A 23,616-nucleotide genomic window follows, 5' to 3' on the forward strand; every position below is an offset into this window, starting at 1 on the left:
TTCACATGTCTACTGAATTAAATGTGTAATTTTCGAGAATATGGGCTTTGGATGGTGAGGCCGGGATAATTGAAATTGAAGCGGTTTGCAGATTTGCACTTAAAAGATATCCGGCCTTGTAAAGTCCATCAATATCCTGCCAGCGGATCAGGGTACTGGAATTATTTTCAACATCTCTTTCCAGATAAATTTGACCATTGGTTCTTGTTTTATTGATGACTTCCCTGGTAGTGGTCATGAGTTGATCTTTTTCGCCAAGCACGATTGCTATCTTATAAGGTAAGCTGGTCGCCCGATCAAAGGTATCGGTAGAGGTAAATGCATGTGTTAATTTATCGAGACCCTTGGTATCCCTTCCCAGCTTTGACAGCAATTCATTCGCCAATCCCTGTGCCAAAATCGTTCGCGGATCAGGGATGTAATGCAATTTCGCGCCATTCCTGGTTGCTTGTGATAATGCGATCGCTGGAGTGGACGCGCTGGTTGAAGTCCAGACGACGCGAATGCCACTTTCAACAGCCTTTTGGAGAAATGGTATGGCAAAGCTCAGCCGCTGGGCTTTCTCCTGCTCGGGTACCGGATCGTATGTAAACCGGGCTGGGGCCAGGCGGGCAAGTGCCGCAAGCGCAATGACGGCATTTTCCAGAACCACGTCTTCACCTCTGTTTTTCTTCTGCAGGAACGCGTGGAGGTCTGCTGAACGAAAGTCGATTTCGGCCAAAACTGATGCGGCCTCAAGCTGAAGCGTGGCATTTGTGAGGTCATCTTTCTCCACGTCCAGTTTCAGGATTGGCTTTGCAAGGGGAAGAACAGTCCGTTCGGATGTGGTCTTTCGGATGTATCTGAAAGCAGCGGCTTGGGAGACAATATTTTTGTCATTCAAGAAGACTTTCAGAGCGGCGTCCCGAAGCGATGGGTCGAAGCCGAATGTTCGCAGGATCACTGCCTTTTTCTGGGCCGGAAACGCCGGGTCGATCAGCGCGTTTTTTATGACTTCGATCACCCTGCCACGATGCTCACCGCCTCCAATCAGCGAAGATTCTGTCGCCAAAGCAAGCACCAGATCACTGAAGTCAGATTCCGATGTTAACGGGTCAATAATTTCTTTTAGAATTTTATCGATCCAGACTGACGTTATTTTTAGTTCGCCAATCGCAGTCCGGGTTCCAGATCTCGCACGTTCCATGATCAATGCTGTGGTGGCAACACGGGTCGTTAACTTTGTTATGGACCCGTGTAAAGGGGATGATTCATCAGTCACGTCAAGCCATGATTTGACTTTGGCTTCGGCAAAAGATTTGACATGCCTCTGGATTTGGAAATATCCGCCGATTCCTAAAATCGTTCCCCCAGCAATCAGGAGGAGAATCATGTTCTTCGTCAGTTCAACTATTTTAACAACCCGGTCAACTGCAGCGCCCGATGCTTTGTTCGCGGCCTCTTCAATATTCTTAAGTGTTACGGCCTCTGCGGTTTTAAGCGACGCTTCTTTCGCTTCAATGTTTTTTGTCAGCTCGAGAAGGCGATTTTCCAGCTTTAAAACGGCTTCGTTTTGCTCAGGATGTGATGCTTTCGGATTTTCAGTTTCCACGTCAGTTCGAGAGGATTGGTGATGAACTAAGCTACCATCACCTCGGCTGGAATTCAATTTTTGCTGTCCAGTTGCGATTTGATAGTGTTGTGTACGGCTTACGACTGGATGAATATAGTGGCCATGAGGAATAAGTTTTTCTGAATAGGCAAATTGGGTACATTCGGAAGCAATGGTCAGATCAATTGGCCAGTTCGGGAAACCGTAGGTGCGGGATTTCAGTGGGTGCCAGCTAATGACCTGGAGCGGTATCACGGATGCGTACGGCCCGATCCGGGCAGCTGCGCGGCCTCCGGGCATGCCCTGAGCACCTGCCTAAGAGCGCAATTTCTCCAGGATCGTCATCGCCACCCGTTCCGCCTCGGCCTCGGCGGCCTGCTGGTCCAGCAACGTGAGATCGGCCGACACGCGCTTCTTGGGGTAGAGAACGTGCATGTGCATCGGGTTGGCGGACGGCGCCAGGATCGACACGTAGGCACCCCACTGCGCGGTGCCTTCCAGCGCTTCGCCCGTAAACTCGACCTCGTAACTGTCTATGTCCTTGATGGGCACGGTGCTCTCCGGAGAAGGGGATCTGGCGTCCTGCTATAGCTTAGGCAGCAAATCGTCCGATTGCATTGACTGTCAGGCAACTGGTCAACGTTCCGCCAGGTAGGCCACGAACGCTTCCGCTAAGGGCTCCGCCAGATCCTCGTCCGTGGCTGCGATGGCGATGTGCCAGAGCCGGTATTATTCCAGCGCGATCTGCACTGCGCGCCCGGCACACCGACTCGGCAAGCACCAAAAATTTCTTCGCATAATTTTGTGCGTCGCACAAAGGCTTATGCTATACTTTGTTTGTCGGTGAGTTTATTCGCATCGGCCGAAGCAGGTGGCGCGAACAGGCAAGTGTAATGCTGTGACGCGAGCGGTTGAAAAACCGGGACGCCTGCAGGGTTGTCGTTCCAGACTTTGTCGGATTTACACGCCGGCCGCACTGCGCAGATAGCGCAGGCGCCCCGGAGTTTCGCACCATGCAGATAGCATGGGCTGAAACAGCGATACAAGCATTGGCAGCACATTGAAACGAAGCCCGCAGCAAGCGGGCTTTTTTTTCCCCGTTACGCCCTCATCTGCGTAACTTCCCGCTTGCCACCGAGCGCACCCTCACTGTTGCTCATCCATTACTGTAGTATCCGTCCGCGTCATGCGGGCACCATCGAAAGGGAATATGGCTAAAGAAGAACTTATCGAAATGAACGGTCTCGTCACGGAAATCCTGCCGGAAATGCGCTTCCGCGTCGATCTCGACAACGGTCACAAGCTGATCGCCTACACCTCCGGCAAAATGAAGAAAAACCACATCCGTATCATTGCGGGTGACCGTGTGACGCTGGAAATGTCGCCATACGACCTGAACAAGGGTCGCATCACATTCCGTCACATCGAAAAGCGTGGCCCAGTGCCAACGCATCAGCCTCGCCGCCGTTAATCGCTGTACAGCGCGATTTCCTCAGCGCGGCACAAGGTAGTACCCGTTCGTCACCTGCGGGCCGGTCCTGGCTGATTTCAGCTGGCGACTTCAGCTAGCGACTTCAGCTAGCGGACTTCAGGGACGTACGCATCGGCACAGGCGTTGGCACCTGGGCTGAATACAACATGCCAATGGCGACCTGATCGCCTGCCGGTCCGACCGATAACCTCGTACCGGCAAACCCAATACAATCATGGGCAACGCCATCGCCAGACCGATCCGCTGCCCATGCCTGCCCGCAAGCCCAACGAACGTATCAGCCGGTTCCTGTCCCTGATCCTGCGCCACGCGCCCGATACGATCGGCCTCACGCTGGACCGTAACGGCTGGGCCGACGTGGCCGAGCTGCTCGACAAGGCCAGTCAACACGGCACGCCGCTCACGCTGGAAACGCTGCGCGAGGTCGTCGCCGGCAACGACAAACAACGCTTTGCCTTCAGCGAGGACGGTGCGCGCATCCGCGCCAGCCAGGGCCATTCGCTGCGTTCCGTGGACCTGGCGCTGGCCCCATCGATTCCGCCTCGCGTGCTTTACCACGGCACGGCCAGCCGCTTCATCACCGCGATCCGCCAGTCCGGACTGCGGCCGGGCGCGCGGCAGCATGTGCACCTGTCCGCCGACCGGGATACCGCCACCAGGGTGGGAGCACGCCACGGCGTGCCGGTCGTGCTGGAAATCCGCGCAGCCGACCTGCATGCGCAGGGCCAGGTGTTCTACCAGTCCGACAACGGCGTGTGGCTGACCGGCGCGGTGCCGGTGCGCTTCATCGATTTTCCGGGAAAGTGACGCTACGCCGCGGTCGGGGTATCGTCCGTCTGCGTCTGCTGCTGTGTGTCCGGCGTCGGCGCCGGCTGCAACGGCTGGGTGAGCGTGAATTGCGTGGTCAGGAACTGCGCGATCTTCTGCTGCGTGGCCGGCAGGTAGGGAATGTTCATGTGATCCGATTCGGGAATCGTTTCATCCATGTGGACGCGCAGCAGTTTCGATACGAGCACATCGGTATGCATGTGCGGCACCACGTCGTCGCTCGCCGCGCGCAGCACATAGGTCGGGGCGGACAGCAGCGAGGCGTACTTGATCGATTCGAAGCGGTGGCGCAGCAGGTAGCTGACGGGCACGCCGCGGAAACGGCGCTGGGCCAGCGCCAGGATCGAGTCGTAGGGCGTGATCAGCACCACCGAATGCGCCGGCCTTTCCTTGGCCACCTGCACCGCCACGCCGGAACCGAGGCTACGGCCCACGACGGCCATCCGTTGCCGGTCCACGTTGCTGCGGCCGCACAGCCAGTCGAACAGCATGCAGCCATCCTCGACCATGTGTTCCTCGCCCGGCTCGCCGCGCGAATCGCCGTAGCCGCGGTAGTTCATCGCCAGCACGGCCATGCCGGGAAACAGGTTGCCCGCATCGCGCACCACCCACGACACTTCTTCCGAGCGGCCGCCGAAATAGACGACGGCCGGATGCGGCCCCGGCGTAGGCGGCGTCATCAGCCAGCCCGCCAGGCGCGTGCCGTCGTTGGCGCGCAGCACCACGGCGCGCGTGCGATGCGCGCTGCTGCGCGGATTTTGCACTTCACGTACCAGCGTGGGATTGAACAGCAGCTTGCGTTGGCCGGCTGCGATTGCGGAAATCATGCCGGCCCACAGGAAACCGACCACGCCCACGGCGGCGGCGACTTTTCTCGATGTACTCATGAGCCCAGTCTACCGCCAAACGCGGCCGGGCGTCGCGCATGCTGTTGCGTTTTCGCTAGGGGTGTTGCCTGGGAGCCGCTCCAGGATTCAGTGCTGCGGCACGGGTGCCGCCTGCGCGCGCAGGCGGTCCAGCTTGGCCGCATACAGCGCGTGGTCGGTGCGCGTGGTGCTGGTGTCCCTGGCCCGTTTGATATGCTCGTCGGCGCGGCGATGGTCGCCCAGTTGCCGCAGGGCGGCAGCCATCCAGGCATGGAATTCGTGATAATCCGGGTCGCGCTGCAATTCGCGTTCGAACAGCCGGCGGGCGCGGGACCAGTCGCCCATCGCCATCGCCGCACGGCCCAGGTCGAAGTAGTGGAACGGTGCCACCGGCTGCAGCCGCGCCAGCTGCTGGCGCAGCACGCCCGCTTCGGCCTTGCGGCCTTCGGCGTCGAGCAGCTGGGCCAGGTTGTTCAACACCATCGTGCTGTTCGGCTCGCGCTCCAGCGCCCAGCGCAGCGTGCGCTCGGCCAGTGCCGCATCGCCATGGCGGCGGTACACCACGGCCAGCGTGTTGTAGGCATACAGCAGGGCCGGGTCGGCGGCAATCGCCTGGCGCGCCCACCAGTAGGCGTCGTCGAAGCGCTCGCGCGCCAGGGCCTCGGCGGCGCGGTTGTTCATGAACATCGCCACCACCGTGTGGCGGGCGATCACGTTGCCTTCCTTCATGCGGCCGTCGGGCGGCGGCAGGAAGTCGACCACCATGTAGCTGGCGCTGTCGTACGTGCTCACGGTATCCCGGAATATCCTGCCCAGCTTCAGGTTGACGTGGCCGCTGTTGAAATAAAGGTCGCCGCTGCGGCTCCACGCATCGTCGACGGGAATGTCCTGGAACACGACCGGAATGTTCAGCTCGTTTGCGAGCGCCGCCGTCATGATCACCAGCGACAGGCAGTTGCCCTGGCGCGCCTCGAACGCCTGCGATGCCGTGCGCGTCATCGCGGAGTCGTATTCGAGCTGCAGGCCGTCGCGCTGGTACAGCGCCTCGAACAGCGCGCGCCGGATTTCCCGGCCGCGGCGGTGGCGCTGCACTTCACGCGTATAGGTCTGCATGGCCGGCGTCAGCGCGAAGATCTCGGCTTCGGTGAGCGTGGTATTGGCGGGGGCGAACAGGTGATCGGCAAACAGGTCGCCGGGCGGCGCCTGCGGTGCGAGCGCGGTGGCGCAGCCGCCCAGTGCGGCCATGGCGGCCGCGAGAAGCAGGGCCAGCGCCAGCCGCGCGGCGCGCCAGCGCGATTCACGCCGGCGCGATTCACGCAAACGGGATTCAAGCGGGAATTCAAGCGGGGATTCAAGCCGACCAACCAGCGAGGACCCCGGCAGGCAAGCGGGCGAGGAACTGGACATGGCACCCTCCTATCGGGCCAGTATCCTCCCCGCCGTTTCGCTTGTCAAAGCCGCGGCATCAGCGGGACGGCAGCACCAGCAGCTGCAGGCCCGAAGGCGTTTCCGGCGCGTGGTAGACGCGCTGGGTGGCCTTCCTGAAGTCTTCCGGCTTGGCCGTCGGGATATCCGTGAACGTCTGCGGATTCAGGTCGATCAGCGGGAACCACGAGCTTTGCACCTGCACCATGATGCGGTGGCCGCGGCGGAACGTGTGATGCACGTCGCCCAGGTGGAAATTCACGGCCTCGACCTTGTTCGGCACGAACGCCTCGGCCCGCTCGAAGCTGTTGCGGAACTTGCCGCGCAGCGGGTTGCCGCGCACCAGCTGCTGGTAGCCGGCCATCGTCGGGGTCGGTGCCGGCACGTCCTTGCCGCGCTTGCGCTCGCCGTCGGAGGCATCCGGATAATCGTTCGGGTAGACGTCGATCAGCTTCACCACCCAGTCGGCGTCCGTGCCGCTGGTGGAAACGAACAGCTTCGGCGTGACCGGCCCGGCGATCGTCACGTCCTGTTCCAGCGGTTCGGTCTGGTAGACCAGCACGTCCGGCCGGGTGGCGGCGAAGCGCTGGTCGGACACCATGTATTCCTTCGGCACGCCGGTGGCGGGGTAGCCGACGAACGGCACCGGCTTCTTCGGATCGCTCACGTATTCGTCGTAGCCGCTGTCGCGGTCGGCCGCGGTGGCGGGCTTTTGCCAGCCCAGTCCGCCATTGGCGCCGAAGTAGAGGATGCGCGGCTTTGCCGCCTGCGGCGGCCATGCGGTGTACTGGCGCCACACATTGGTGCCCGTTTCGAAGGCCGTCACCTCGGCGATCGGCTTCGCCGGCTTGGCGCCCTTCAGGTGCTGCTCGAAGAACGGGTACTGGATCTGCTTGCGGAAGTAGTCGCCCGTATTGGCATCGAACCGGACCCGGCCCAGGCTCTTGCCGTCGCCGCCGGCCCAGCCGCCGTGCACCCACGGGCCCACCACCAGTCCGTTGAACGTGGTGGGGTTGTATTTCTTGATGGCGTGATACGTGGTGAAGGGGCCCTGCAGGTCTTCCGCGTCGTACCAGCCGCCCACCGTGAGCACGGCCGCCTTCACGTTCTTCAGGTGCGGCGCGATATTGCGGCTCTTCCAGAAATCGTCGTAGGTAGTGTGCTCGATCATCGGCGAAAACAGCGTGCGCTGCTTGTCCGACAGGCTCGACGCGATGTTCGCCAGCGTCAGCCGCTGCAGGAAGTAATCGTAGCCGTCCGGCACGCCGTAGTCGAAGTCGCTCCACGTTTTCGGCAGCGGCGTGGGGTTCGGTTCCTCGGTGAACGCGGCATAGAAGTCGAAGTTGGCGGCCAGCATGAAGGCGCCGCCGTGGTAGGCATCGTCGCCCATGTACAGGTCCGTCACCGGCGCCTGCGGCGACGCGGCCTTGATGGCCGGGTGCGAATCGATGATGCTCGCCGACGTATAGAAGCCGGGGTAGCTGATGCCGAGGATGCCGACCTTGCCATTATTGTTCGGCACGTTCTTCAGCAGCCATTCGACGGTGTCGTGCATGTCCTGCGATTCGTTGCCCTGGCCTGCCACGCGCCGGGCGTTCACGTGCGGCGTCATTTCCTGCCATTTACCCCCGGACATGAAGCGGCCCCGCACATCCTGCTTGACGAAGATGTAGCCGCTGTCCTCGAACTCCTTCGACGGCCCGATCTGCTTCGGCATGAAGTTCACGCCGTAGCGCAGCTGCTCGTCGGCGTACACGCCCGCACTGTAGGGTGTGCGCTGCATCAGGAACGGGTAGCTGCGGCTGCTGTCTTTCGGCACGTAGACCACGGTGAACAGCTTCACGCCGTCGCGCATCGGCACCTGGAATTCGTATTTCGTGTAGCGCTCGCGCAGGTCGCTTTTGGCTTCCTTTGCCGGTTCGTCGTCGTGGACGGCCAGCCCGGCTGCCTGGGCGGTGCCGAATGCACACAGGAGGGAGAGGGCGAGGGCGCTGATTTGCGTGGGGATGGGGCGGGACATCGTTTCCTTCGTTCGGTCGACACAAGAAGCGTGCAGTGTAGCCGAAGTGGAAACGTGCCCGGGCCCGTCAGTCGACCGGCCGTGGATCGACCGGGTTGCCCTGGGCGTCGAAGCGCGCGGCGACAGCCACGTCCTCGATGCCCAGCGTGGCCAGCGCATCGCGCACGTCGTCCACTTCCACCGCCAGGTCGCTGCCCAGTGCCAGCGGGCGCTCGCCCGTGCCGAGCACGGCGTCGCCGCCCACCAGCTGCACACGCAGCACCATGTCGCCCTGTACGTCGGCCGGGCCGACGATGGCCCGCACCGGGCCGGCATGCCCGTCGAGCGCCGCGCCCAGCGTGGCCATCAGCGCCAGCATCGCCTGTTCCGCCAGCCCCTGTTCGCGGGCGCCGAAGAACAGGTCCTGGTACAGGAAATTCAGCTGCAACGGGCGGCCGGCCGGCGCGAACAGGCGCTGTACCAGCGGCGCGGCCTCTTCCGTCCAGCGGCGGAAGCGTTCCGTCCGCGCGTCGAACCATGCCGCGGCCTTTTCCTCGTCTTCCGGCACCGCGTAAAAGGGATCGTCGGCGCGCTTTTGCGAAAAGCCGACCAGGAAGCGCAGTTCCACAGCCGCATCGTCCGCGCCGAACTGGCTATCGGTCCAGCCGGTGATGCTGCGTTCCAGGGCCGGCGCCTCGGCCACTTTCTTGTTGCCCAGCACAACGGACGCTTCGCGCGCCATCGCATGCAGCTGGCTGTAGGTAATGCGGCTGGCTTCCGCGGCATCGTAGGCGTGGCGCACCAGCACCAGTTTCGCGTGCGGGCTCTCCAGGCCGGCGCGCTTCATGCTGTCGAGCAGCGCGTCGTAGGCCGCATCGTCCTGGAAGCCTTCCGCTTCCACCAGGCCGCCGGTGCTGCCGACGAAGACGGGAATGGCAAAGACATCGATTTCCAGTGCCGGCGCATTCTCCCGGCGGATCTGCAGGGACGCCGCGGCTTCCTCGACGGCGGCGCGCAGCAGGCGCCAGGCACCGATATCCTCGTGGCTGGCCTGCTCGATGGCGCCATACAGCAGGTCGTCGTGATTGCCGTTCAGGTAGCGCCGCAGCAGGCGGTTGAACTCCGCTTCCTTCTGGCGCAGCGCATCGCCGAGCGTGTCGCTGTCTTCCTGTTCGGCCAGTTCGAGCGCGAGCGCGCACAGCGCGGCGACCTGCACTTCCTCTTTTTCTTCTGCGGGGAGGGCGGACTTGCGGGGAACGGGCTTTTTATTCTTGGGCATGGGTTTCCCGATGCCTCCGGAGGGGGCATCGTCAATGATCGATGTGGAAGGTGTCGTGCAATTCCTCGAGCAGGTCTTCCGCCTCCCCGGCATCCAGGCCCAGGTGGCGGCAGGCCGGTTCACCGCCTTTTTCCCACTCCAGCGAATCGCGGTTGCCATGGTAGCGCGCAATGCCCCGTTCGGCCAGCACCGACGCGGCCACCAGCGAACGGATCGCGTCGTCGGTGGCGTCGTCGTCCAGCACCGAATAGTCGTGGTGGTGCAGGATCGCCCATGAAACGTCGGGCGACAGCCCCCAGTTGCGGGCCAGCAGGCAGCCGATGGCGGCATGGTTGGTACTGTGGCGCGCATCTTCCACGTCGGTGAAGCGGCGCAGCGTGTCGTGGCCGGCGATCGCCAGCGTGTCGGCGTAATCGGCGAAACGGTCCATCAGCAGCGGTACGCCGATGTCGCAGAACAGGCCGAACGTGTGGGCGATGTCGGGCGGGGCGATGCGCAGCCGGCGGGCGATGAACACCAGCGACTCGGCGCGCCGCGCGCTGGTATCCCAGAACTGGTTCAACGCATTGCTGCCGCCATCGATCGCCTGCCGCGCCAGCAGGCCCGTCAGCAATGCGGCGCACTGGTTGATGCCCAGGAAATTGATCGCCTGCTCGACCGACTTGGCCTTGCGGGCGGCACCGAAGAACGGCGAATTGGCCAGTTTCAGCAGCGCGCCGGACATGCCCACGTCGTTGCCGATGATGCGCGCGATGCGGCGCGGCGACGGGTCGTCCTCCGCCAGCTCGGCCTGCAGGTCGACCAGCAGGCTCGGGCGCGGCGGAATGCGGATCGAGCGCAGCAGCGCGTCTTCTACGGTGGATTCCCTGGCATGGGCGGTGGCGGTGGTCATGGTCGTGGGTTGGAACATCGAACGCGCCATTATCGCTTGTTTCGATGCGGCAATATCATTTTGCCCCAATTTTTGTTCTGGACGAGGTATCGATGTTGTCGATCCGCGCCGGTTCGATAGCGAAAAGAACAGATTGCACTTGCCTGGAAGGCAAGGTCGCCGAGCCCGGCGCTGGCTTTGAAAGCCCGGCGCTACAATCGTCGCATGACCAATTTTCTTGCAGGAATCGACTTCAGCGCACCGTCGCACGAGGTGGCACGGCTGCTGATCGGGGTGACGGTGCTGGTGGATGGCGTGGGCGGCCGCATCGTCGAAACCGAAGCCTACGACCGGGAAGACCCCGCGTCGCACACCTATAACGGCCCCACCGAACGCAATGCCGCGATGTTCGGCCCGCCGGCTCACGCCTATGTGTACCGCTCGTACGGCATCCACTGGTGCCTGAATTTCGTGTGCCGCGAAGAGGGCCATGGCGCTGGCGTGCTGATCCGCGCGATCGAACCGCTGCACGGGCTCGACATGATGGTGGCGCGCCGCGGCCTCGACGATCCGCGGCTGCTGTGCTCGGGCCCGGGGCGGGTCTGCCAGGCGCTGGGCATCACGCGCGAGCACAACGCCAAGCCGCTGGCGCTGCCGCCGTTCCAGCTGCTGCCGCGCGATGCCGCGGCGATGGACTTGCCGGTGGCGGCCGGCCCCCGCATCGGCATCTCGAAGGGAATGGATACGCCGTGGCGCTTCGGCGTCGCCCGCTCGCCCTACCTGAGCAAGCCGTTCAGGCAGGCCGGCTGAACGAACCGGCCAGGCGCGCCGGGTGAGCGGTCCCGCTGGCAGTCAGCCGCGGCGCTGCTGGCGCCCGCTGTCGTTGGCGGGTGCCTCGAGGCGCCGCCCGCGCATCGCACTGTCCGGCACCCGGCGCTCGCCGCCGTGGATCGCCGGGCGGGCCGGCGGCTCGATCGCGGCATCCAGCTCGAACACGTTGACCGCGCGCGACAGGCTCACGGCCTGCTCCTGCAGGCTCTCCGCCGCGGCGGCGGCCTGTTCGACGAGGGCCGCGTTCTGCTGCGTGACGTCGTCGATCTGCCCCACCGCCTGGTTCACTTCCGAGATGCCTTTCGCCTGTTCCGCGCTGGCCGTGCTGATGCAGCCGATGATGTGGTTCACCTGCTGCACCGACGAAACGATGTCGCCCATGCTGCGTCCCGCCAGGCTGACCGATTCGGCACCGTCGTCGATCGTGGCGACGGATGCGGCGATCAGTTCCTTGATTTCCCTGGCGGCGGCGGCCGAGCGCGCCGCCAGCGTGCGCACTTCGCTGGCCACCACGGCGAAGCCGCGGCCCTGTTCGCCGGCCCGGGCCGCCTCCACCGCCGCGTTCAACGCCAGGATATTGGTCTGGAACGAGATGCTGTCGATCACGCCGGTGATTTCCACGATCTTGCGCGAGCTGGCGCGGATCGATTCCATCGTCGTCACGGCTTCGGACACGGCGCTGCCGCCTTTCTCCGCCATCGTGGTGGCGGTCGCCGCCAGCCGGCACGCTTCGCGGGCATTTTCCGCGTTCTGGTGCACGGCCTTCGTCAGGCTGGCCATCGCACAGGCGGTTTCTTCCAGCGAGCCGGCCTGGCGCTCGGTGCGGCTGGACAGGTCCAGGTTGCCCACCGCGATCTCATGCGAGGCAGTATCGATCGACTGCACCGCGCCGCGGATCGTGCGCAGCGTCTGGTTCAGGTTGGCGATGCTCTGGTCCAGCACGCGGGCTGTTTCCGCGATCTCGTCGCGGCCGTCATTCGGCCGGGCCGACGTCAGCCGGCCCGCCGCCAGGCTGCGCACCACGTCGGCGATCGAGCGGATATCGCGCAGCAGCGCTGCCCGCACCAGCATCGATACCAGCAATGACAGCGCTACCGACAGCACGCACAGGGCCGCCATCGCGATGCCCAGCTGGCGGAACTCGGCCTTGGCATCGGCATGCGCCGCCGCCGACAGCGCCTGTTCCCGTGCCGCCAGCCGCTGCAGGTCGCCTTCGAGCAGCACGAACTGGCGCTCCGCCTTCTGCATCGCATTGGTGGCGATCGACTGGTCCATCTGCGCCATCTCGATGGTTTCCAGCACGCTCTTGCGGTAGGCGATCAGTGCGTGGGTGGACGCCTCGACCAGCTTGCGCTCTTCCTGGTCCGACACGCGCGCCAGTTGTACCAGTTGCTGTTCGATGCCGCGGTGGCGGGAATCGATGCGGCCCGTCAGTTCTTCCAGCCGGGTCTTCGTGAAGCTGCCGTTGACCCAGGCCAGCAGCTGGTAGATGTTGGCGTGGGCGAACCTGGCTTCGCCGGCGATGTCGGCCGTGGCTTTCAGCCGCGGCGCATGGACCTGCACCAGCTTTTCCAGCGACGCGTTCTGGCGCACCATGCCGACCCAGGCGCAGGCCGTGATGGCCACCAGCAGGATCAGCACGACGCCAGGCGCCAGCAACAGTTTGGGACCGATTCGTAATTTGTTCAGCATGACTACTCCCGCCAGGGACGATGATGGATGAGTGAATTGTCGAGCGACGCGCTTGCGACGATGGGATGTGCTTGCTTCGTATGCTTGGTGTGCTTGCTGGTCTGCTTTTTCCGACGATTTATTTCTTGTAGATGCCGGCCTCCAGCACGACATCGCCGACACGCAGGATGTACGTGGTCTTCGGCTCGATCTTGCCGCTGACCGGATTCTTGTACATATAGTCGACCCAGCCTTTGCCCTGCTTTGCGGCCAGTTCGATGATCTCGCGGCGATACACCTTGCCGCTGGCGTCCGGCACGTCGGTCAGGTTCTTGCCCACGATCGACGGATTGACCGGATGGGCGATCACGATGCCGGTGTGGATGTCGCGCATGTCCACGTACAGCTCGCCCTGCACGAAGTCCGGATCCTTGGCGGACAGTTTCTTCATCAGCGCTTCCTTGCCGTTTGCCTTGATGAACGCGGCGCCCCGTTCGGCCATGGCAATCGCATCCTTCTCGGTCGGCTGGGCAAACAGGGCGGTGCTGACACTGGCAATTGCAAGGCAGGCCATGCTGCGGATCAGTACTTGTTTCATCGGAAGCTCCCGTGCTTGGTTAAGGTCAAGCCATTGTGCGCCGGTGCTGCCGGGCGGAAATTGCGCTAGCGCAAGGTGTAAAGAAGAACGACGGAAAATTTCCTTATGGATATTGATGCTCGGCAACACGACCGGCTGGCGAGTGCCTACGATGAGGATTCTTTTTCAGGAGAAAACCAACATGACCGCCGACTTCGCCCCGCAAAAATTCAAGCCGTACACCCGCCAGAGCATTCGCCAGGCCCGCCAGTGGCAATGGCTGCCACCGGACCAGCAGGAAGCCGTGCAGGTGCTGTCGCACGTGCTGCCGTTCCGCACCAACGAATACGTGATGGAGAACCTGATCGACTGGAACAACGTGCCGGACGATCCCATCTACCGCCTGGTGTTCCCGCACCGCGACATGCTGCCGGTGGACGAATATCGCCAGCTGCGCGACCTGGTGATGGTGAAGCAGGACGACGCGGCGATCGCCGCGATGGTGCACAGGATCCGCATGCGAATGAACCCGCATCCGGCCGGCCAGATGACGCACAACGTGCCGCGCGTGAACGACCATGTGCTGAAGGGCCTGCAGCACAAGTACAAGGAAACGGTGCTGTTCTTCCCCAGCGCCGGCCAGACCTGCCACGCCTATTGCACGTTCTGCTTCCGCTGGCCGCAGTTCGTCGGCATGGACGACATGAAGTTCGATGCCCGGGAGACCACGGAACTGGTTTCCTACCTGAAGAATCATCCGGAAGTGACGGACGTGCTGTTCACCGGCGGCGACCCGATGATCATGAATACCCGTTCGCTGGCCGAATTCATCGAGCCGCTGCTGGAGCCGGAGCTGGCGCATATCCAGAACATACGCATCGGCACCAAGTCCGTGGCGTACTGGCCACAGCGCTTCGTGACCGACAAGGATGCCGACGACCTGCTGCGCCTGTTCGAGAAGGTGGTCGCCAGCGGCAAGAACCTGGCGATCATGGGCCACTACAACCACGCGGTGGAACTGCGCCAGGACATCGCGCAGAAGGCCGTCAAGCGCATCGTCGGCACCGGCGCCACGCTGCGCATGCAGGGCCCGCTGATCCGGCACATCAACGAAGATCCGCACAGCTGGGCCGAACTGTGGAGCACCGGCGTGCGCCTGGGCGCGATCCCGTACTACATGTTCGTCGAACGCGACACCGGCCCCAGCGAATACTTCCAGCTGCCGCTGGCGCGCGCCCACGAGATCTTCCAGCAGGCCTACCAGATGGTGTCGGGCCTGGCGCGCACGGTGCGCGGTCCGTCGATGAGCGCCTTCCCAGGCAAGGTCGCGATCGATGGCGTGGTCACGATCAACGGCGAGAAGCTGTTCGCGCTGCAGTTCCTGCAGGCGCGCAACCCGGACTGGGTGCGCAAGCCGTTCTTCGCGAAATACGACGAGAACGCGACCTGGCTCGATCACCTGAAGCCCGCCTTCGGCAAGGAGAAATTCTTCTTCGAGACCGACGACACGGCGCCGGCGCTGCACGTGCCGCCGCAGCGCAAGGTGATCCCGATCAGCAGCGCCCGCTCGTGCGCGTCGCAGGGCAACGCCGCCTGAGCATGGATGCATCGGCACCGGCTTCGGCATCGGCATCCGCACCGGCGCCGGCATCGCTGTCCGGTCCGGCCGTGCTGTGCCTCGTGCTGCTGCCGTACGCGCTGGGGCATTACCTGTCATGCCTGCTGCGCACGGTGAACGCGGTGCTGGCGCCGCAACTGGTGGGCGCGGCGGCGCTCACGCCGGGCGACCTGGGACTGCTCACCAGTGCCTACTTCCTGGCGTTCGCGCTGGCCCAGCTGCCGGTCGGCGTGGCGCTGGACCGCTTCGGCCCGCGCGTGGTGCAGGTGCCGATGCTGCTGCTGGCGGCCGCCGGCACGTTCGCCTTCGCGTTCGGCACCGGCTTCATGTCCCTGCTCGTTGCGCGCACGGTGATGGGCCTCGGCCTGGCCGGCTGCTTCATGGCGGCCGTGAAGGCGATCGCCACGTGGATCCCGCCGGCCAGGATGCCGTCGGTGCAGGGCTACCTGATTGCCGCGGGCGGCCTGGGCGCGGCGTCGTCCACGCTGCCGGTGGGCCTGTTCCTGCAGCATGCCGACTGGCGCACGCTGTTCGTCCTGCTGGCGCTGTGCTGCGTCGCGCTGGCCATGCTGATCCTGCTGGTGGCGCCGGCGCAGGCGGCCGCGCCGAAGCAGCCTTTCGGCGTGGCGGTCCTCGCCGAGGTGTTCCGGCATCCGGCGTTCCGCGAAACCGCCTCGCTGGTGCTGGTGCCGCACACGGTGTTCTTCGGCATCCAGGGCCTGTGGATCGGGCGCTGGCTGACGGATGTGGGGCACTACTCGGAAGGAGACGTGGCGTGGCTGCTGTCGATCGGCATGGGCGCCGTGATCGCCGGCGCGCTCGCCGTCGGCATGGTGACCGAATGGGCTGGCCGGCGCGGCGCCGAACCCCTCACGGTGGCCGGCGTGGGCGTGGCGCTGTTCGTCGCCGTGCAGTGCGGCTTCGTACTGGGCTGGCAGCCGGCCCATTTTCATTATTCCGGCATGCTGTCCGTGCTGTTCGCGCTGGCGGGCACGATCACCGGCATCGAATACGCGATCGTGGCGCGCGCGATGCCGCCGGCGCTCACGGGGCGCGCGGCCACATGCCTGAACCTGTTGATTTTCCTGGGCGCGTTCGTCGTGCAGGCGGGCTTCGGCATGATCGTCGGCCTGTGGCAGCCGGACGCCGCGCAGCATTATCCGGCCGCCGCTTACCAGGTTGCGTTCGGCGCGCTGGTGCTGCTGCAGCTGCCCGGCATCGTGCGCTTCTTCCGGCGACGGCGCAGGCCGCTTCTCGCGAACCCTGTAGAATCTCCGCTTTGACCGGAAGCAGGCTACCTGGCAGGCTTCCGCCGCATCACAAGCAGGAGAAGAAAAGATGAAACTGGTTCGTTATGGCCGCGTCGGTAAAGAAAAGCCGGGCCTGATCGATGATGAAGGCAGGCTGCGCGACCTGTCGGGCGTGATCGGCGACCTCGCCGGCGCCAACCTGTCGGACAAGGTGTTGAAGAAGGTCGCCAAGATCCCTCACGACACGCTGCCGCTGGTGCGCGGCAATCCGCGCTTCGGCGTGCCGGTGGGGAAGGTGGGCAAGTTCATCGGCATCGGCCTCAATTACGCCGACCATGCGGCCGAATCGAACCTGCCGGTGCCCAAGGAACCGATCGTGTTCATGAAGGCGATCACCAGCCTGTCCGGCGCGGACGATCCGGTGATGCTGCCCAAGGGCTCGAAGAAGACCGACTGGGAAGTGGAGCTGGGTGTCGTCATCGGCACCCGCGCGCGCCATGTCAGCGAAGCCGATGCCGAGAAATACGTGGCCGGCTACTGCGTGGTGAACGACGTTTCGGAGCGCGAGTTCCAGCTCGAACGGGGCGGCCAGTGGGACAAGGGCAAGGGCTGCGACACGTTCGGCCCGGTCGGGCCGTGGCTCGTCACGCGCGACGAAGTGTGGGACGTCAACGACCTCGACCTCTACCTGGAATTGAACGGCAAGCGCATGCAGACGGGGAACACGTCGACGATGATCTTCAAGGTACCGCAGATCGTCGCGTACCTGTCGCAGTTCATGACGCTGGAACCGGGCGACATCATCTGCACCGGCACGCCGCCCGGCGTCGGCATGGCGCGCAAGCGCTTCCTGAAGAAGGGCGACTTCCTGCGGCTGGGCATCGCCGGGCTGGGCGAGCAGCAGCAGGATGTGATCGGGTTCCAGCAGTTTTGAGGCAAGGGTAGCGGCTGGCCGCCGGACACCGTCAAGCCGGGCGGATCGCCGCCAGCGCCCGCCCCAGCGCATCCGACAGCCGGCTGACGATCTGCGCCATGTCCGCCTCGGTGGCGATGAACGGCGGCGCCAGCAGGATATGGTCGCCGCGCCTGCCGTCGGCGGTGCCGCCCATCGGGTACACCATCAGGCCGCAATCCATCGCCTTTTCCTTCACCGCCGCGAACAGCTTCAGGTCCGGGTCGAACGGGCGCTTGTTCTCGCGGTCCTGCACCAGCTCCATCCCGACCAGCAAGCCGCGCCCGCGAATGTCGCCGACATGCGGATGGGCGCCGAACGCGTCGCGCAGCATGCGGCGCAGCGTGGTGCCGCGCACCGTGGCCGCGCCCAGCAGGCAATCGCGCCTGATCACTTTCTGCACCGCCAGCGCGGCGGCCGCCGCCACCGGGTGGGCGTTGTACGTGTGCCCGTGCTGGAAGACGCCGCTGCCGCCGCGCAGTCGTTCCACCACGTGGTCGCGCGCCAGCACGGCGCCGATCGGCTGGTAGCCGGCCGCCAGGCCCTTGCCCAGCGCGACCAGGTCCGGCACCACGCCATCCTGCTCGATCGCGTACAGGGTGCCGGTGCGGCCCATGCCGCACATGACTTCGTCGGCGATGAACAGGATGCCGTACTTGTTGCACAGCGCACGCACGCCCTTGAAGTAGCCGGGCGTCGGCGGCACGGCGCCGAGCGTGGCGCCAACCACCGGCTCGGCGCAGAAGCCGATGATGTTGTGCGGGCCCGCTTCGAGGATTTTCCGTTCCAGTTCGTCGACCAGGCCGGCGGTGTACTCGTTGACGTCCTGCCCGGCCGGCCGGTCCCGGTACTCGTAGCACGGCGCGACGCGCGCCACGTCCATCAGCAGCGGCTCGAACTGCTTGCGCCGCGCCTCGTTGCCGCCCAGCGCCAGCGCACCCAGCGTATTGCCGTGATAGCTTTGCCGGCGCGAGATGAAGACGCGGCGCTCGTGTTCGCCGTTCTCGACGAAGTACTGGCGCGCCATCTTCAGCGCCGATTCCATGGCTTCGGAACCGCCGGACACCAGGTACACGTTGTTCAGGTCGCCAGGGGCATCGGTGGCCAGGCGGTGCGCCAGTTCCTCGGCCACGTCGGTGGTGAAGAAGCCCGAGTGGGCATAGGCCGTCGATTTCATCTGCGCGCCCATCGCGGCCAGCACGTCCGGATGGCTGTGGCCCAGCGACGATACCGCCGCGCCGCCGCTCGCATCCAGATAGGTATTGCCATTGCTGTCGCGCAGGTACATGCCGAACGCGCACACGGCGGTGGGAGGGGTATGGCGCAGGTTCCGGTGGATCATTTGGGTCATGATGGCCTCGTCGTGGTTGATCGTTCGCACGACGGTAGCCCGCAGGAAACACCCTGGTATTGATCTATCTCCTGCCCTTATCGAATATTTCCCATATGCCAGATCGTCTCCCTGCGATCCCACCAGCACCTATGACGCTGGAACAACAAGCCGCCGGGCGAAACGTCACCGGCCAAAACAGAAAACCGGTGACAGACACCGGTTTTTTTGCAACAGTCATTCCGAAATAACTGGTGTCTGTCACCGGTTTTTTCGCAACAGTCGTTCCAAAGTAACTGGTGTCTGTCACCGATTTTTTTGCAACAGGCGTTCCAAAATAACTGGTGTCTGTCACCGGTTTTTCACCGGTTTTGACCGGTTTTGTCTTACTTGAGGATCTTGTTCAGCCAGCCGGAAATGTCACTGACTTCTTCCGGGCACACGGAGTGCTGCATGTAATAGTCGTGCCACTCGACGTTATAGCCCAGCGATTGCAGCAGGTCGCGCGAGGCGGTGGCGCGGGCCAGCGGGATCACCGGGTCGAGCCGGCCGTGGACGAGGAAGATCGGCGTGTCCTGGTTGGCGGCGCTGCGCTCGGCGGCCACCTTGTCGGCCATCGGCACGTAGCCGGACAGGCACAGCAGCCCGCCCAGCTTTTCCTTGTAGCGCAGGCCGGTCTGCAGCGTCATCGCGCAGCCTTGCGAGAAGCCGCCCAGGATGATCCGGCTGGCCGGGATGCCGCGCGATTTCTCGCGCTCGATCAGCGCTTCCACGTGCGCCTGCGATGCGCGCAAGCCTTTCTCGTCTTCCTGGCGGCCCAGGTCGGTATGGATGATGTCGTACCACGCGCGCATCACGTAGCCGCCGTTGATCGTCACCGGCATCGTGTTCGCGTGCGGGAAGATGAAGCGGATGCCGGGCAGGCCGGACAGGTTCAGCTCTTTCACGAAGGGCACGAAGTCGTTGCCGTCCGCGCCCAGGCCGTGCATCCAGATGATCGCAACCTGCGGCGCGTCGTTGGTGGAAACTTCGATATTCGGTAAGACGTCGATCATGGATGTCCTCCTCATTGCAGGGGCGTCGCCGCCGCCTTGTTGTCGGGTGGATTGCGCAGTGCGGACTTCGGCCGGAATGCCTTGCACACGGCGGCATCGGTCTCGATATACGGGCCGCCGATCAGGTCGATGCAGTAGGGCACGGCGGCGAAGATGCCGGCCGCGACCTGCTTGCCCGCGTCGTCCTTCAGGCCTTCCAGCGTTTCCTTGATGGACTTCGGCTGGCCGGGCAGGTTCATCACCAGGGCAGCATGAGGGGGCGATGCATCCGCGGTTTCGCGGATCACGGCCACCTGCCGCGACAGGATCGCGGTCGGCACGAAATGCAGGCTGATCTGCCGCATCTGTTCGCCGAAGCCCGGCATTTCCTTCGTGCCGATGGCCAGCGTGGCTTCGGGCGTCACGTCGCGCCGGGCCGGGCCGGTGCCGCCGGTGGTCAGCACCAGGTGGCATTTCACCGTGTCGACCAGCTCCGCCAGCGTCGCTTCGATGGTGGCGCGGTCGTCCGGGATCAGGCGCGTCTCCACGCGGAACGGCGTGGTGATCGCGCTTTGGAGCCAGTCTTCCAGCGCGGGAATGCCCAGGTCCTGGTAGACGCCGCCGCTGGCGCGGTCGGAGACCGATACCAGGCCAATCACCAGCTCATTCGGCTCGGTGCCGACGTCGTTATTCGTCGCGTTCGTCATCGTCGTCGTCCTCGCCCTCCGCGTCGGCATCGGCCGCGGCCTTGGCCGCGCCGCGCGTCTTGGCATCGAGTTCCTTGAGCAGTTGGAAGATCTCGCGGTACGCCTTCGGCGGCTTGTTCTCGGCCTGTTCCTTGCGCGCGTTGCGGATCAGCGTGCGCAGGTGCTGCGCATCCAGCTCGGCGTGCTCGGCCAGCAGCGCGGTCAGCGCCTGGTCGTCGGCCAGCAGCTTGTCGCGGCGGCGTTCCAGCGCGTGCAGCGCGGCCGTATCGGCCTTCGACGCGCCTTTCCAGCCTTCGATCGTGCGCTGGATGACCGCCACTTCTTCTTCGGTCAGCGTGCGCATCTTCTTGCCGACGAACTGCAGCTGGCGGCGGCGGCCTTCGTGATTCTTGATGTTCTGGCATTCCAGGATGGCATCCTTCACGTCGTCCGGCATCGGCACGCGCTTCACGCGGTCGCGCGGCTGTTCCACCAGTTCGAGGCCCAGGGCTTGCAGCGCGTCGGAGTGGCGTTTCATTTCGGTCTTGGAAGGACGCTCGTATTTTTCCTGGAATTCGGAGGAATCGAAGCCGACGGCCCCGCGGTTTGCATTTGGCATGATGAAAAACGCGCCACTTCAGGCGCGCCTGTAAAAACGGTAAACGGCTGCTATGATAACTGTTTTAAAGATTAGCCGACTAAAAGCACCCTATGAGCGAATCGCATTTCACCCACAGCCAGGACCAGTTGAAACAGATTGCGCGCGATGTACTGGACTACGCGCGCAAGACCGGCGGCACCGATGCCGCCGTCGAGATCAGCGAGGGTAGCGGGCTGTCGGTGTCGGTGCGCAAAGGCAAGATCGAAACGATCGAGCAGAACAAGGACAAGGGCCTCGGCATCACCGTCTTCGTCGGCCAGAAGCGCGGCAATGCGTCGACGTCGGACTTTTCCACCGCATCGCTGCAGGCCACCGTGGAAGCGGCCTACAACATCGCCCGCTTCACGGCGGACGACGAAGCGGCCGGCCTGGCCGAGGAACACCTGCTGGAACGCGAACCGCGCGACCTGCAACTGTTCTATCCGTGGCCGATTAGCACCGAAGAAGCCGTGGTGCTGGCGCAGCGCGCCGAAGCCGCCGGCTTTGCCGTGGATCCGCGCGTGACCAACAGCGAAGGCGCCGGCGTGCACGTGCAGCAGTCGCACTTCGTGTCGGCCAATACGCGCGGCTTCATCGGCGGCTACCCGTACTCGCGGCACACGATCTCGGCCACGCCGATCGCCGGCAAGGGCGCCCACATGCAGCGCGACGACTGGTACAGCTCGGTGCGCGATCCGCAGAAGCTGGCCACGCCGGAAGCGATCGGCCGCTATGCCGCGGAACGCGCCCTGGCCCGCCTGAACGCGCGCCAGATCACCACGCGCACCTGCCCCGTGCTGTTCGAGGCGCCGCTGGCCGCGGGCCTGCTGGGCGCGTTCGTGCAGGCCACGTCCGGCGGTGCGCTGTACCGCAAGTCCACCTTCCTGCTCGACACGCTGGGCCAGCAGGTATTCCCGGACCACGTGCAGGTCAGCGAAGATCCGCACGTGCCCGGCGGTATCGGCTCGGCGCCGTTCGACGAGGAAGGCGTGCGCACGCAATACCGCGACGTCGTCAAGGATGGCGTGCTGCAGGGTTATTTCCTGTCCACGTACACGGCCCGCAAGCTGGGCATGCAAACCACCGGCAATGCCGGCGGCTCGCACAACCTGTCGCTGACGTCGAAACTCACGCAGCCGGGAGACGATTTCGCCGGCATGCTGAAGAAGATGGGCACCGGCCTGCTGGTCACCGAACTGATGGGCCAGGGTACCAACTACGTGACGGGCGATTACTCGCGCGGCGCCTCCGGCTTCTGGGTCGAGAACGGCATCATCCAGTACCCGGTCGAGGAAATCACGATCGCCGGCAACATGAAGGAAATGTTCCGCCAGATCGTCGGCATCGGCAACGACGTGCTGATCCGTGGCACCAAACAGACGGGTTCCATCCTGATCGAGAAGATGGTGGTCGCCGGCAACTGAACAGTTGCCACGCCATCGGCGTTTCCCTACACTGTCCTGAGCAGTAGCCGTTTTTCCTTACGTTACAAAAAATCTCAGGAGACCGTATGGAACGTCGACGCTTCATTGCGAAGGCTGCCGCGGGCGCCGGTGCGGGCATCATCGCCGCTCCCGCGCTGGCGCAGTCCCAGCCCACCATCAGCTGGCGCCTCGCCTCCAGCTTTCCCAAATCGCTGGACACCATCTTCGGCGCTTCGGACACCTTCACCCGGCGCATTTCCCAGCTCACCAACGGCAAGTTCACCATCCGCTCGTTCGCGGCCGGCGAGATCGTGCCCGGCCTGCAGGTGCTCGACGCGGTGCAGGCCGGCACCGTCGAATGCGGCCACAGCGCCTCCTACTATTACTTCGGCAAGGACGCCGCGTTCGCCTTCGACTGCGCGGTGCCGTTCGGCCTCACGTCGCGGCAGCACACGGCGTGGTACGACCAGGGTGGCGGCCGCGAACTGATGCGGGCGTTCTTCAAGGACTACAACATCGTCAATTTCCTCGGCGGGAATTCCGGCACGCAGATGGGCGGCTGGTTCCGCAAGGAGATCAAGTCGGTGGCCGACCTGAAAGGCACCAAGATGCGCGTGGCCGGTTTCGCCGGCAAGGTGCTGGAACGCCTGGGCGTGGTGCCGCAGCAGCTGGCGGGCGGCGACATCTACCCGGCGCTGGAGAAGGGCACCATCGATGCGGCCGAGTGGGTCGGCCCGTACGACGATGAAAAGCTGGGTTTCTTCAAGGTGGCGCCGTTCTACTACGCGCCGGGCTGGTGGGAACCGTCCGCGTCGTTCTCGTTCTACGTGAACATCAAGGAATGGGAAAAGCTGCCGAAGGATTACCAGGCCGCCATCGAGGTGGCCAGCTACGAGGCGCACGTGACGATGCAGGCCGAATACGACGTGAAGAACCCTACGGCGCTGGCCCGGCTGCTGAAGAACGGTGTCAAGCTGCGCACCTATCCGCGCGACGCGATGGATGCCTGCTACAAGACGTCCGTCGCGGTGATGGAGGAGGAGGCATCGAAGAACGCCAAGTTCCGCAAGATCTACGACCCGTGGAAAAGGTTCCGGCAGGATCAGAACCAGTGGGCGTCGGTGGCCGAGGCGCCGATCCAGAACTACCTGATCAATGCGGGGCGCGCGAAATAAGACCGCTCTGTCGCAAAACAATTAAAAAACCGGAACGAATAGGCCATTCGTTCCGGTTTTTTTTATGCGGCGGTAAA

General features: G+C 64.0%; 21 protein-coding genes. 8 read left to right on the forward strand and 13 right to left on the reverse strand.

Translation table 11 applies throughout. The annotated features are described in order from the left end of the window. Position 1: 1 nt before the first annotated feature. Entirely contained in the window at positions 2-1,891 is a 1,890-nt protein-coding gene (locus FHS02_RS06830; protein WP_137314759.1) for a hypothetical protein, read from the reverse strand. A 15-nt stretch (positions 1,892-1,906) separates the two neighbouring features. Continuing rightward, the gene (locus FHS02_RS06835) at positions 1,907-2,143 is read right to left on the reverse strand and encodes a hypothetical protein (protein WP_137314758.1); all 237 of its coding nucleotides are present in this window, start codon (positions 2,141-2,143) and stop codon (positions 1,907-1,909) included. Between the two features lie 658 nt (positions 2,144-2,801). Here FHS02_RS06835 and infA point away from each other — a divergent pair. Further along, positions 2,802-3,062, forward strand: coding sequence for a translation initiation factor IF-1 (gene infA, locus FHS02_RS06840; protein ID WP_137314757.1), 261 nt, complete (start codon positions 2,802-2,804; stop codon positions 3,060-3,062). Positions 3,063-3,332: 270 nt separating this feature from the next. After that, complete coding sequence (locus FHS02_RS06845; protein ID WP_137314756.1) at positions 3,333-3,890, forward strand: RNA 2'-phosphotransferase; 558 nt, start codon at positions 3,333-3,335, stop codon at positions 3,888-3,890. Positions 3,891-3,892: 2 nt separating this feature from the next. On the opposite strand, the gene FHS02_RS06850 is transcribed toward FHS02_RS06845, so the two are convergent. The 5 genes from FHS02_RS06850 to FHS02_RS06870 form a co-directional block, all read right to left on the reverse strand. Next, positions 3,893-4,798 carry an alpha/beta hydrolase gene (locus FHS02_RS06850; protein ID WP_137314755.1) on the reverse strand — a complete coding sequence of 302 codons (906 nt, stop codon included), beginning with the start codon at positions 4,796-4,798 and terminating at the stop codon, positions 3,893-3,895. A gap of 87 nt (positions 4,799-4,885) precedes the next feature. Continuing rightward, positions 4,886-6,097, reverse strand: coding sequence for a tetratricopeptide repeat protein (locus tag FHS02_RS06855; RefSeq protein WP_229422239.1), 1,212 nt, complete (start codon positions 6,095-6,097; stop codon positions 4,886-4,888). Positions 6,098-6,242: 145 nt separating this feature from the next. Next, positions 6,243-8,222, reverse strand: a complete 1,980-nt coding sequence (locus FHS02_RS06860; RefSeq protein WP_137314754.1) for a CocE/NonD family hydrolase — start codon at positions 8,220-8,222, stop codon at positions 6,243-6,245. A 67-nt stretch (positions 8,223-8,289) separates the two neighbouring features. Further along, on the reverse strand, positions 8,290-9,480 hold the full coding sequence (locus FHS02_RS06865; protein ID WP_137314753.1) for a hypothetical protein: 1,191 nt from the start codon (positions 9,478-9,480) through the stop codon (positions 8,290-8,292). Between the two features lie 31 nt (positions 9,481-9,511). Beyond that, a complete protein-coding gene (locus FHS02_RS06870; RefSeq protein ID WP_229422238.1) occupies positions 9,512-10,390 on the reverse strand; it encodes an HDOD domain-containing protein in 879 nt (292 codons plus the stop codon). A 186-nt stretch (positions 10,391-10,576) separates the two neighbouring features. Between FHS02_RS06870 and FHS02_RS06875 the strand changes: the two genes are divergently transcribed. Continuing rightward, positions 10,577-11,161 (forward strand): DNA-3-methyladenine glycosylase, encoded by a 585-nt coding sequence (locus FHS02_RS06875; protein ID WP_137314752.1) that lies wholly within the window; start codon positions 10,577-10,579, stop codon positions 11,159-11,161. 42 nt (positions 11,162-11,203) lie between these two features. Here the strand turns inward: FHS02_RS06875 and FHS02_RS06880 are convergent, their stop codons facing one another. Together FHS02_RS06880 and FHS02_RS06885 are read right to left on the reverse strand one after the other, a co-directional pair. Then, entirely contained in the window at positions 11,204-12,874 is a 1,671-nt protein-coding gene (locus FHS02_RS06880) for a methyl-accepting chemotaxis protein (RefSeq protein WP_137314751.1), read from the reverse strand. Between the two features lie 118 nt (positions 12,875-12,992). Beyond that, a complete protein-coding gene (locus FHS02_RS06885) occupies positions 12,993-13,451 on the reverse strand; it encodes a cache domain-containing protein (protein WP_137314750.1) in 459 nt (152 codons plus the stop codon). A gap of 181 nt (positions 13,452-13,632) precedes the next feature. On the opposite strand from FHS02_RS06885, the gene FHS02_RS06890 reads away from it, so the two are divergent. Genes FHS02_RS06890 through FHS02_RS06900 form a run of 3 tightly spaced genes read left to right on the forward strand, consistent with a single transcriptional unit; the run spans position 13,633 to position 17,232 of the window. Next, positions 13,633-15,027, forward strand: coding sequence for a KamA family radical SAM protein (locus tag FHS02_RS06890; protein WP_137314749.1), 1,395 nt, complete (start codon positions 13,633-13,635; stop codon positions 15,025-15,027). 2 nt (positions 15,028-15,029) lie between these two features. Next, on the forward strand, positions 15,030-16,331 hold the full coding sequence (locus tag FHS02_RS06895; RefSeq protein ID WP_175424840.1) for an MFS transporter: 1,302 nt from the start codon (positions 15,030-15,032) through the stop codon (positions 16,329-16,331). Positions 16,332-16,386: 55 nt separating this feature from the next. Further along, positions 16,387-17,232, forward strand: a complete 846-nt coding sequence (locus FHS02_RS06900) for a fumarylacetoacetate hydrolase family protein (RefSeq protein WP_137314748.1) — start codon at positions 16,387-16,389, stop codon at positions 17,230-17,232. A 31-nt stretch (positions 17,233-17,263) separates the two neighbouring features. Here FHS02_RS06900 and FHS02_RS06905 read toward each other — a convergent pair whose 3' ends face one another. The 4 genes from FHS02_RS06905 to yjgA all read right to left on the reverse strand — a co-directional run bounded on the left by FHS02_RS06905 (position 17,264) and on the right by yjgA (position 20,919). Beyond that, the gene (locus FHS02_RS06905; RefSeq protein WP_137314747.1) at positions 17,264-18,601 is read right to left on the reverse strand and encodes an aspartate aminotransferase family protein; all 1,338 of its coding nucleotides are present in this window, start codon (positions 18,599-18,601) and stop codon (positions 17,264-17,266) included. A gap of 365 nt (positions 18,602-18,966) precedes the next feature. Beyond that, positions 18,967-19,635 (reverse strand): alpha/beta hydrolase, encoded by a 669-nt coding sequence (locus FHS02_RS06910; protein ID WP_137314746.1) that lies wholly within the window; start codon positions 19,633-19,635, stop codon positions 18,967-18,969. An 11-nt stretch (positions 19,636-19,646) separates the two neighbouring features. Beyond that, positions 19,647-20,321: a molybdopterin adenylyltransferase gene (gene mog / locus FHS02_RS06915; RefSeq protein WP_137314745.1), complete on the reverse strand. Its 675-nt coding sequence runs from the start codon at positions 20,319-20,321 to the stop codon at positions 19,647-19,649. Further along, entirely contained in the window at positions 20,302-20,919 is a 618-nt protein-coding gene (gene yjgA, locus FHS02_RS06920; protein ID WP_137314744.1) for a ribosome biogenesis factor YjgA, read from the reverse strand. Before yjgA ends, mog begins: the two co-directional genes overlap by 20 nt. A gap of 92 nt (positions 20,920-21,011) precedes the next feature. Between yjgA and pmbA the strand changes: the two genes are divergently transcribed. Both pmbA and FHS02_RS06930 read left to right on the forward strand, forming a co-directional pair. After that, the gene (gene pmbA, locus FHS02_RS06925) at positions 21,012-22,364 is read left to right on the forward strand and encodes a metalloprotease PmbA (protein ID WP_137314743.1); all 1,353 of its coding nucleotides are present in this window, start codon (positions 21,012-21,014) and stop codon (positions 22,362-22,364) included. Positions 22,365-22,450: 86 nt separating this feature from the next. After that, positions 22,451-23,539 carry a TRAP transporter substrate-binding protein gene (locus FHS02_RS06930; RefSeq protein ID WP_137314742.1) on the forward strand — a complete coding sequence of 363 codons (1,089 nt, stop codon included), beginning with the start codon at positions 22,451-22,453 and terminating at the stop codon, positions 23,537-23,539. The last annotated feature ends 77 nt before the right edge of the window (positions 23,540-23,616 follow it).

The sequence above is a fragment of the Pseudoduganella umbonata genome (assembly GCF_014192225.1).
Lineage (GTDB): Bacteria > Pseudomonadota > Gammaproteobacteria > Burkholderiales > Burkholderiaceae_D > Rugamonas > Rugamonas umbonata.

What these genes read in the sequence shown, in the direction of transcription:
- FHS02_RS06830 (WP_137314759.1), bottom strand. Translation starts at nt 1,891, where the DNA reads ATGCCCGGAGGCCGCGCAGCTGCCCGGATCGGGCCGTACGCATCCGTG.
- pmbA (WP_137314743.1), top strand. Translation starts at nt 21,012, where the DNA reads ATGAGCGAATCGCATTTCACCCACAGCCAGGACCAGTTGAAACAGATT.
- FHS02_RS06895 (WP_175424840.1), top strand. Translation starts at nt 15,030, where the DNA reads ATGGATGCATCGGCACCGGCTTCGGCATCGGCATCCGCACCGGCGCCG.
- FHS02_RS06880 (WP_137314751.1), bottom strand. Translation starts at nt 12,874, where the DNA reads ATGCTGAACAAATTACGAATCGGTCCCAAACTGTTGCTGGCGCCTGGC.
- FHS02_RS06875 (WP_137314752.1), top strand. Translation starts at nt 10,577, where the DNA reads ATGACCAATTTTCTTGCAGGAATCGACTTCAGCGCACCGTCGCACGAG.
- FHS02_RS06865 (WP_137314753.1), bottom strand. Translation starts at nt 9,480, where the DNA reads ATGCCCAAGAATAAAAAGCCCGTTCCCCGCAAGTCCGCCCTCCCCGCA.
- FHS02_RS06930 (WP_137314742.1), top strand. Translation starts at nt 22,451, where the DNA reads ATGGAACGTCGACGCTTCATTGCGAAGGCTGCCGCGGGCGCCGGTGCG.
- yjgA (WP_137314744.1), bottom strand. Translation starts at nt 20,919, where the DNA reads ATGCCAAATGCAAACCGCGGGGCCGTCGGCTTCGATTCCTCCGAATTC.
- FHS02_RS06905 (WP_137314747.1), bottom strand. Translation starts at nt 18,601, where the DNA reads ATGACCCAAATGATCCACCGGAACCTGCGCCATACCCCTCCCACCGCC.
- FHS02_RS06845 (WP_137314756.1), top strand. Translation starts at nt 3,333, where the DNA reads ATGCCTGCCCGCAAGCCCAACGAACGTATCAGCCGGTTCCTGTCCCTG.
- FHS02_RS06890 (WP_137314749.1), top strand. Translation starts at nt 13,633, where the DNA reads ATGACCGCCGACTTCGCCCCGCAAAAATTCAAGCCGTACACCCGCCAG.
- FHS02_RS06885 (WP_137314750.1), bottom strand. Translation starts at nt 13,451, where the DNA reads ATGAAACAAGTACTGATCCGCAGCATGGCCTGCCTTGCAATTGCCAGT.
- mog (WP_137314745.1), bottom strand. Translation starts at nt 20,321, where the DNA reads ATGACGAACGCGACGAATAACGACGTCGGCACCGAGCCGAATGAGCTG.
- FHS02_RS06900 (WP_137314748.1), top strand. Translation starts at nt 16,387, where the DNA reads ATGAAACTGGTTCGTTATGGCCGCGTCGGTAAAGAAAAGCCGGGCCTG.
- FHS02_RS06860 (WP_137314754.1), bottom strand. Translation starts at nt 8,222, where the DNA reads ATGTCCCGCCCCATCCCCACGCAAATCAGCGCCCTCGCCCTCTCCCTC.
- FHS02_RS06850 (WP_137314755.1), bottom strand. Translation starts at nt 4,798, where the DNA reads ATGAGTACATCGAGAAAAGTCGCCGCCGCCGTGGGCGTGGTCGGTTTC.
- FHS02_RS06870 (WP_229422238.1), bottom strand. Translation starts at nt 10,390, where the DNA reads ATGTTCCAACCCACGACCATGACCACCGCCACCGCCCATGCCAGGGAA.
- FHS02_RS06910 (WP_137314746.1), bottom strand. Translation starts at nt 19,635, where the DNA reads ATGATCGACGTCTTACCGAATATCGAAGTTTCCACCAACGACGCGCCG.
- infA (WP_137314757.1), top strand. Translation starts at nt 2,802, where the DNA reads ATGGCTAAAGAAGAACTTATCGAAATGAACGGTCTCGTCACGGAAATC.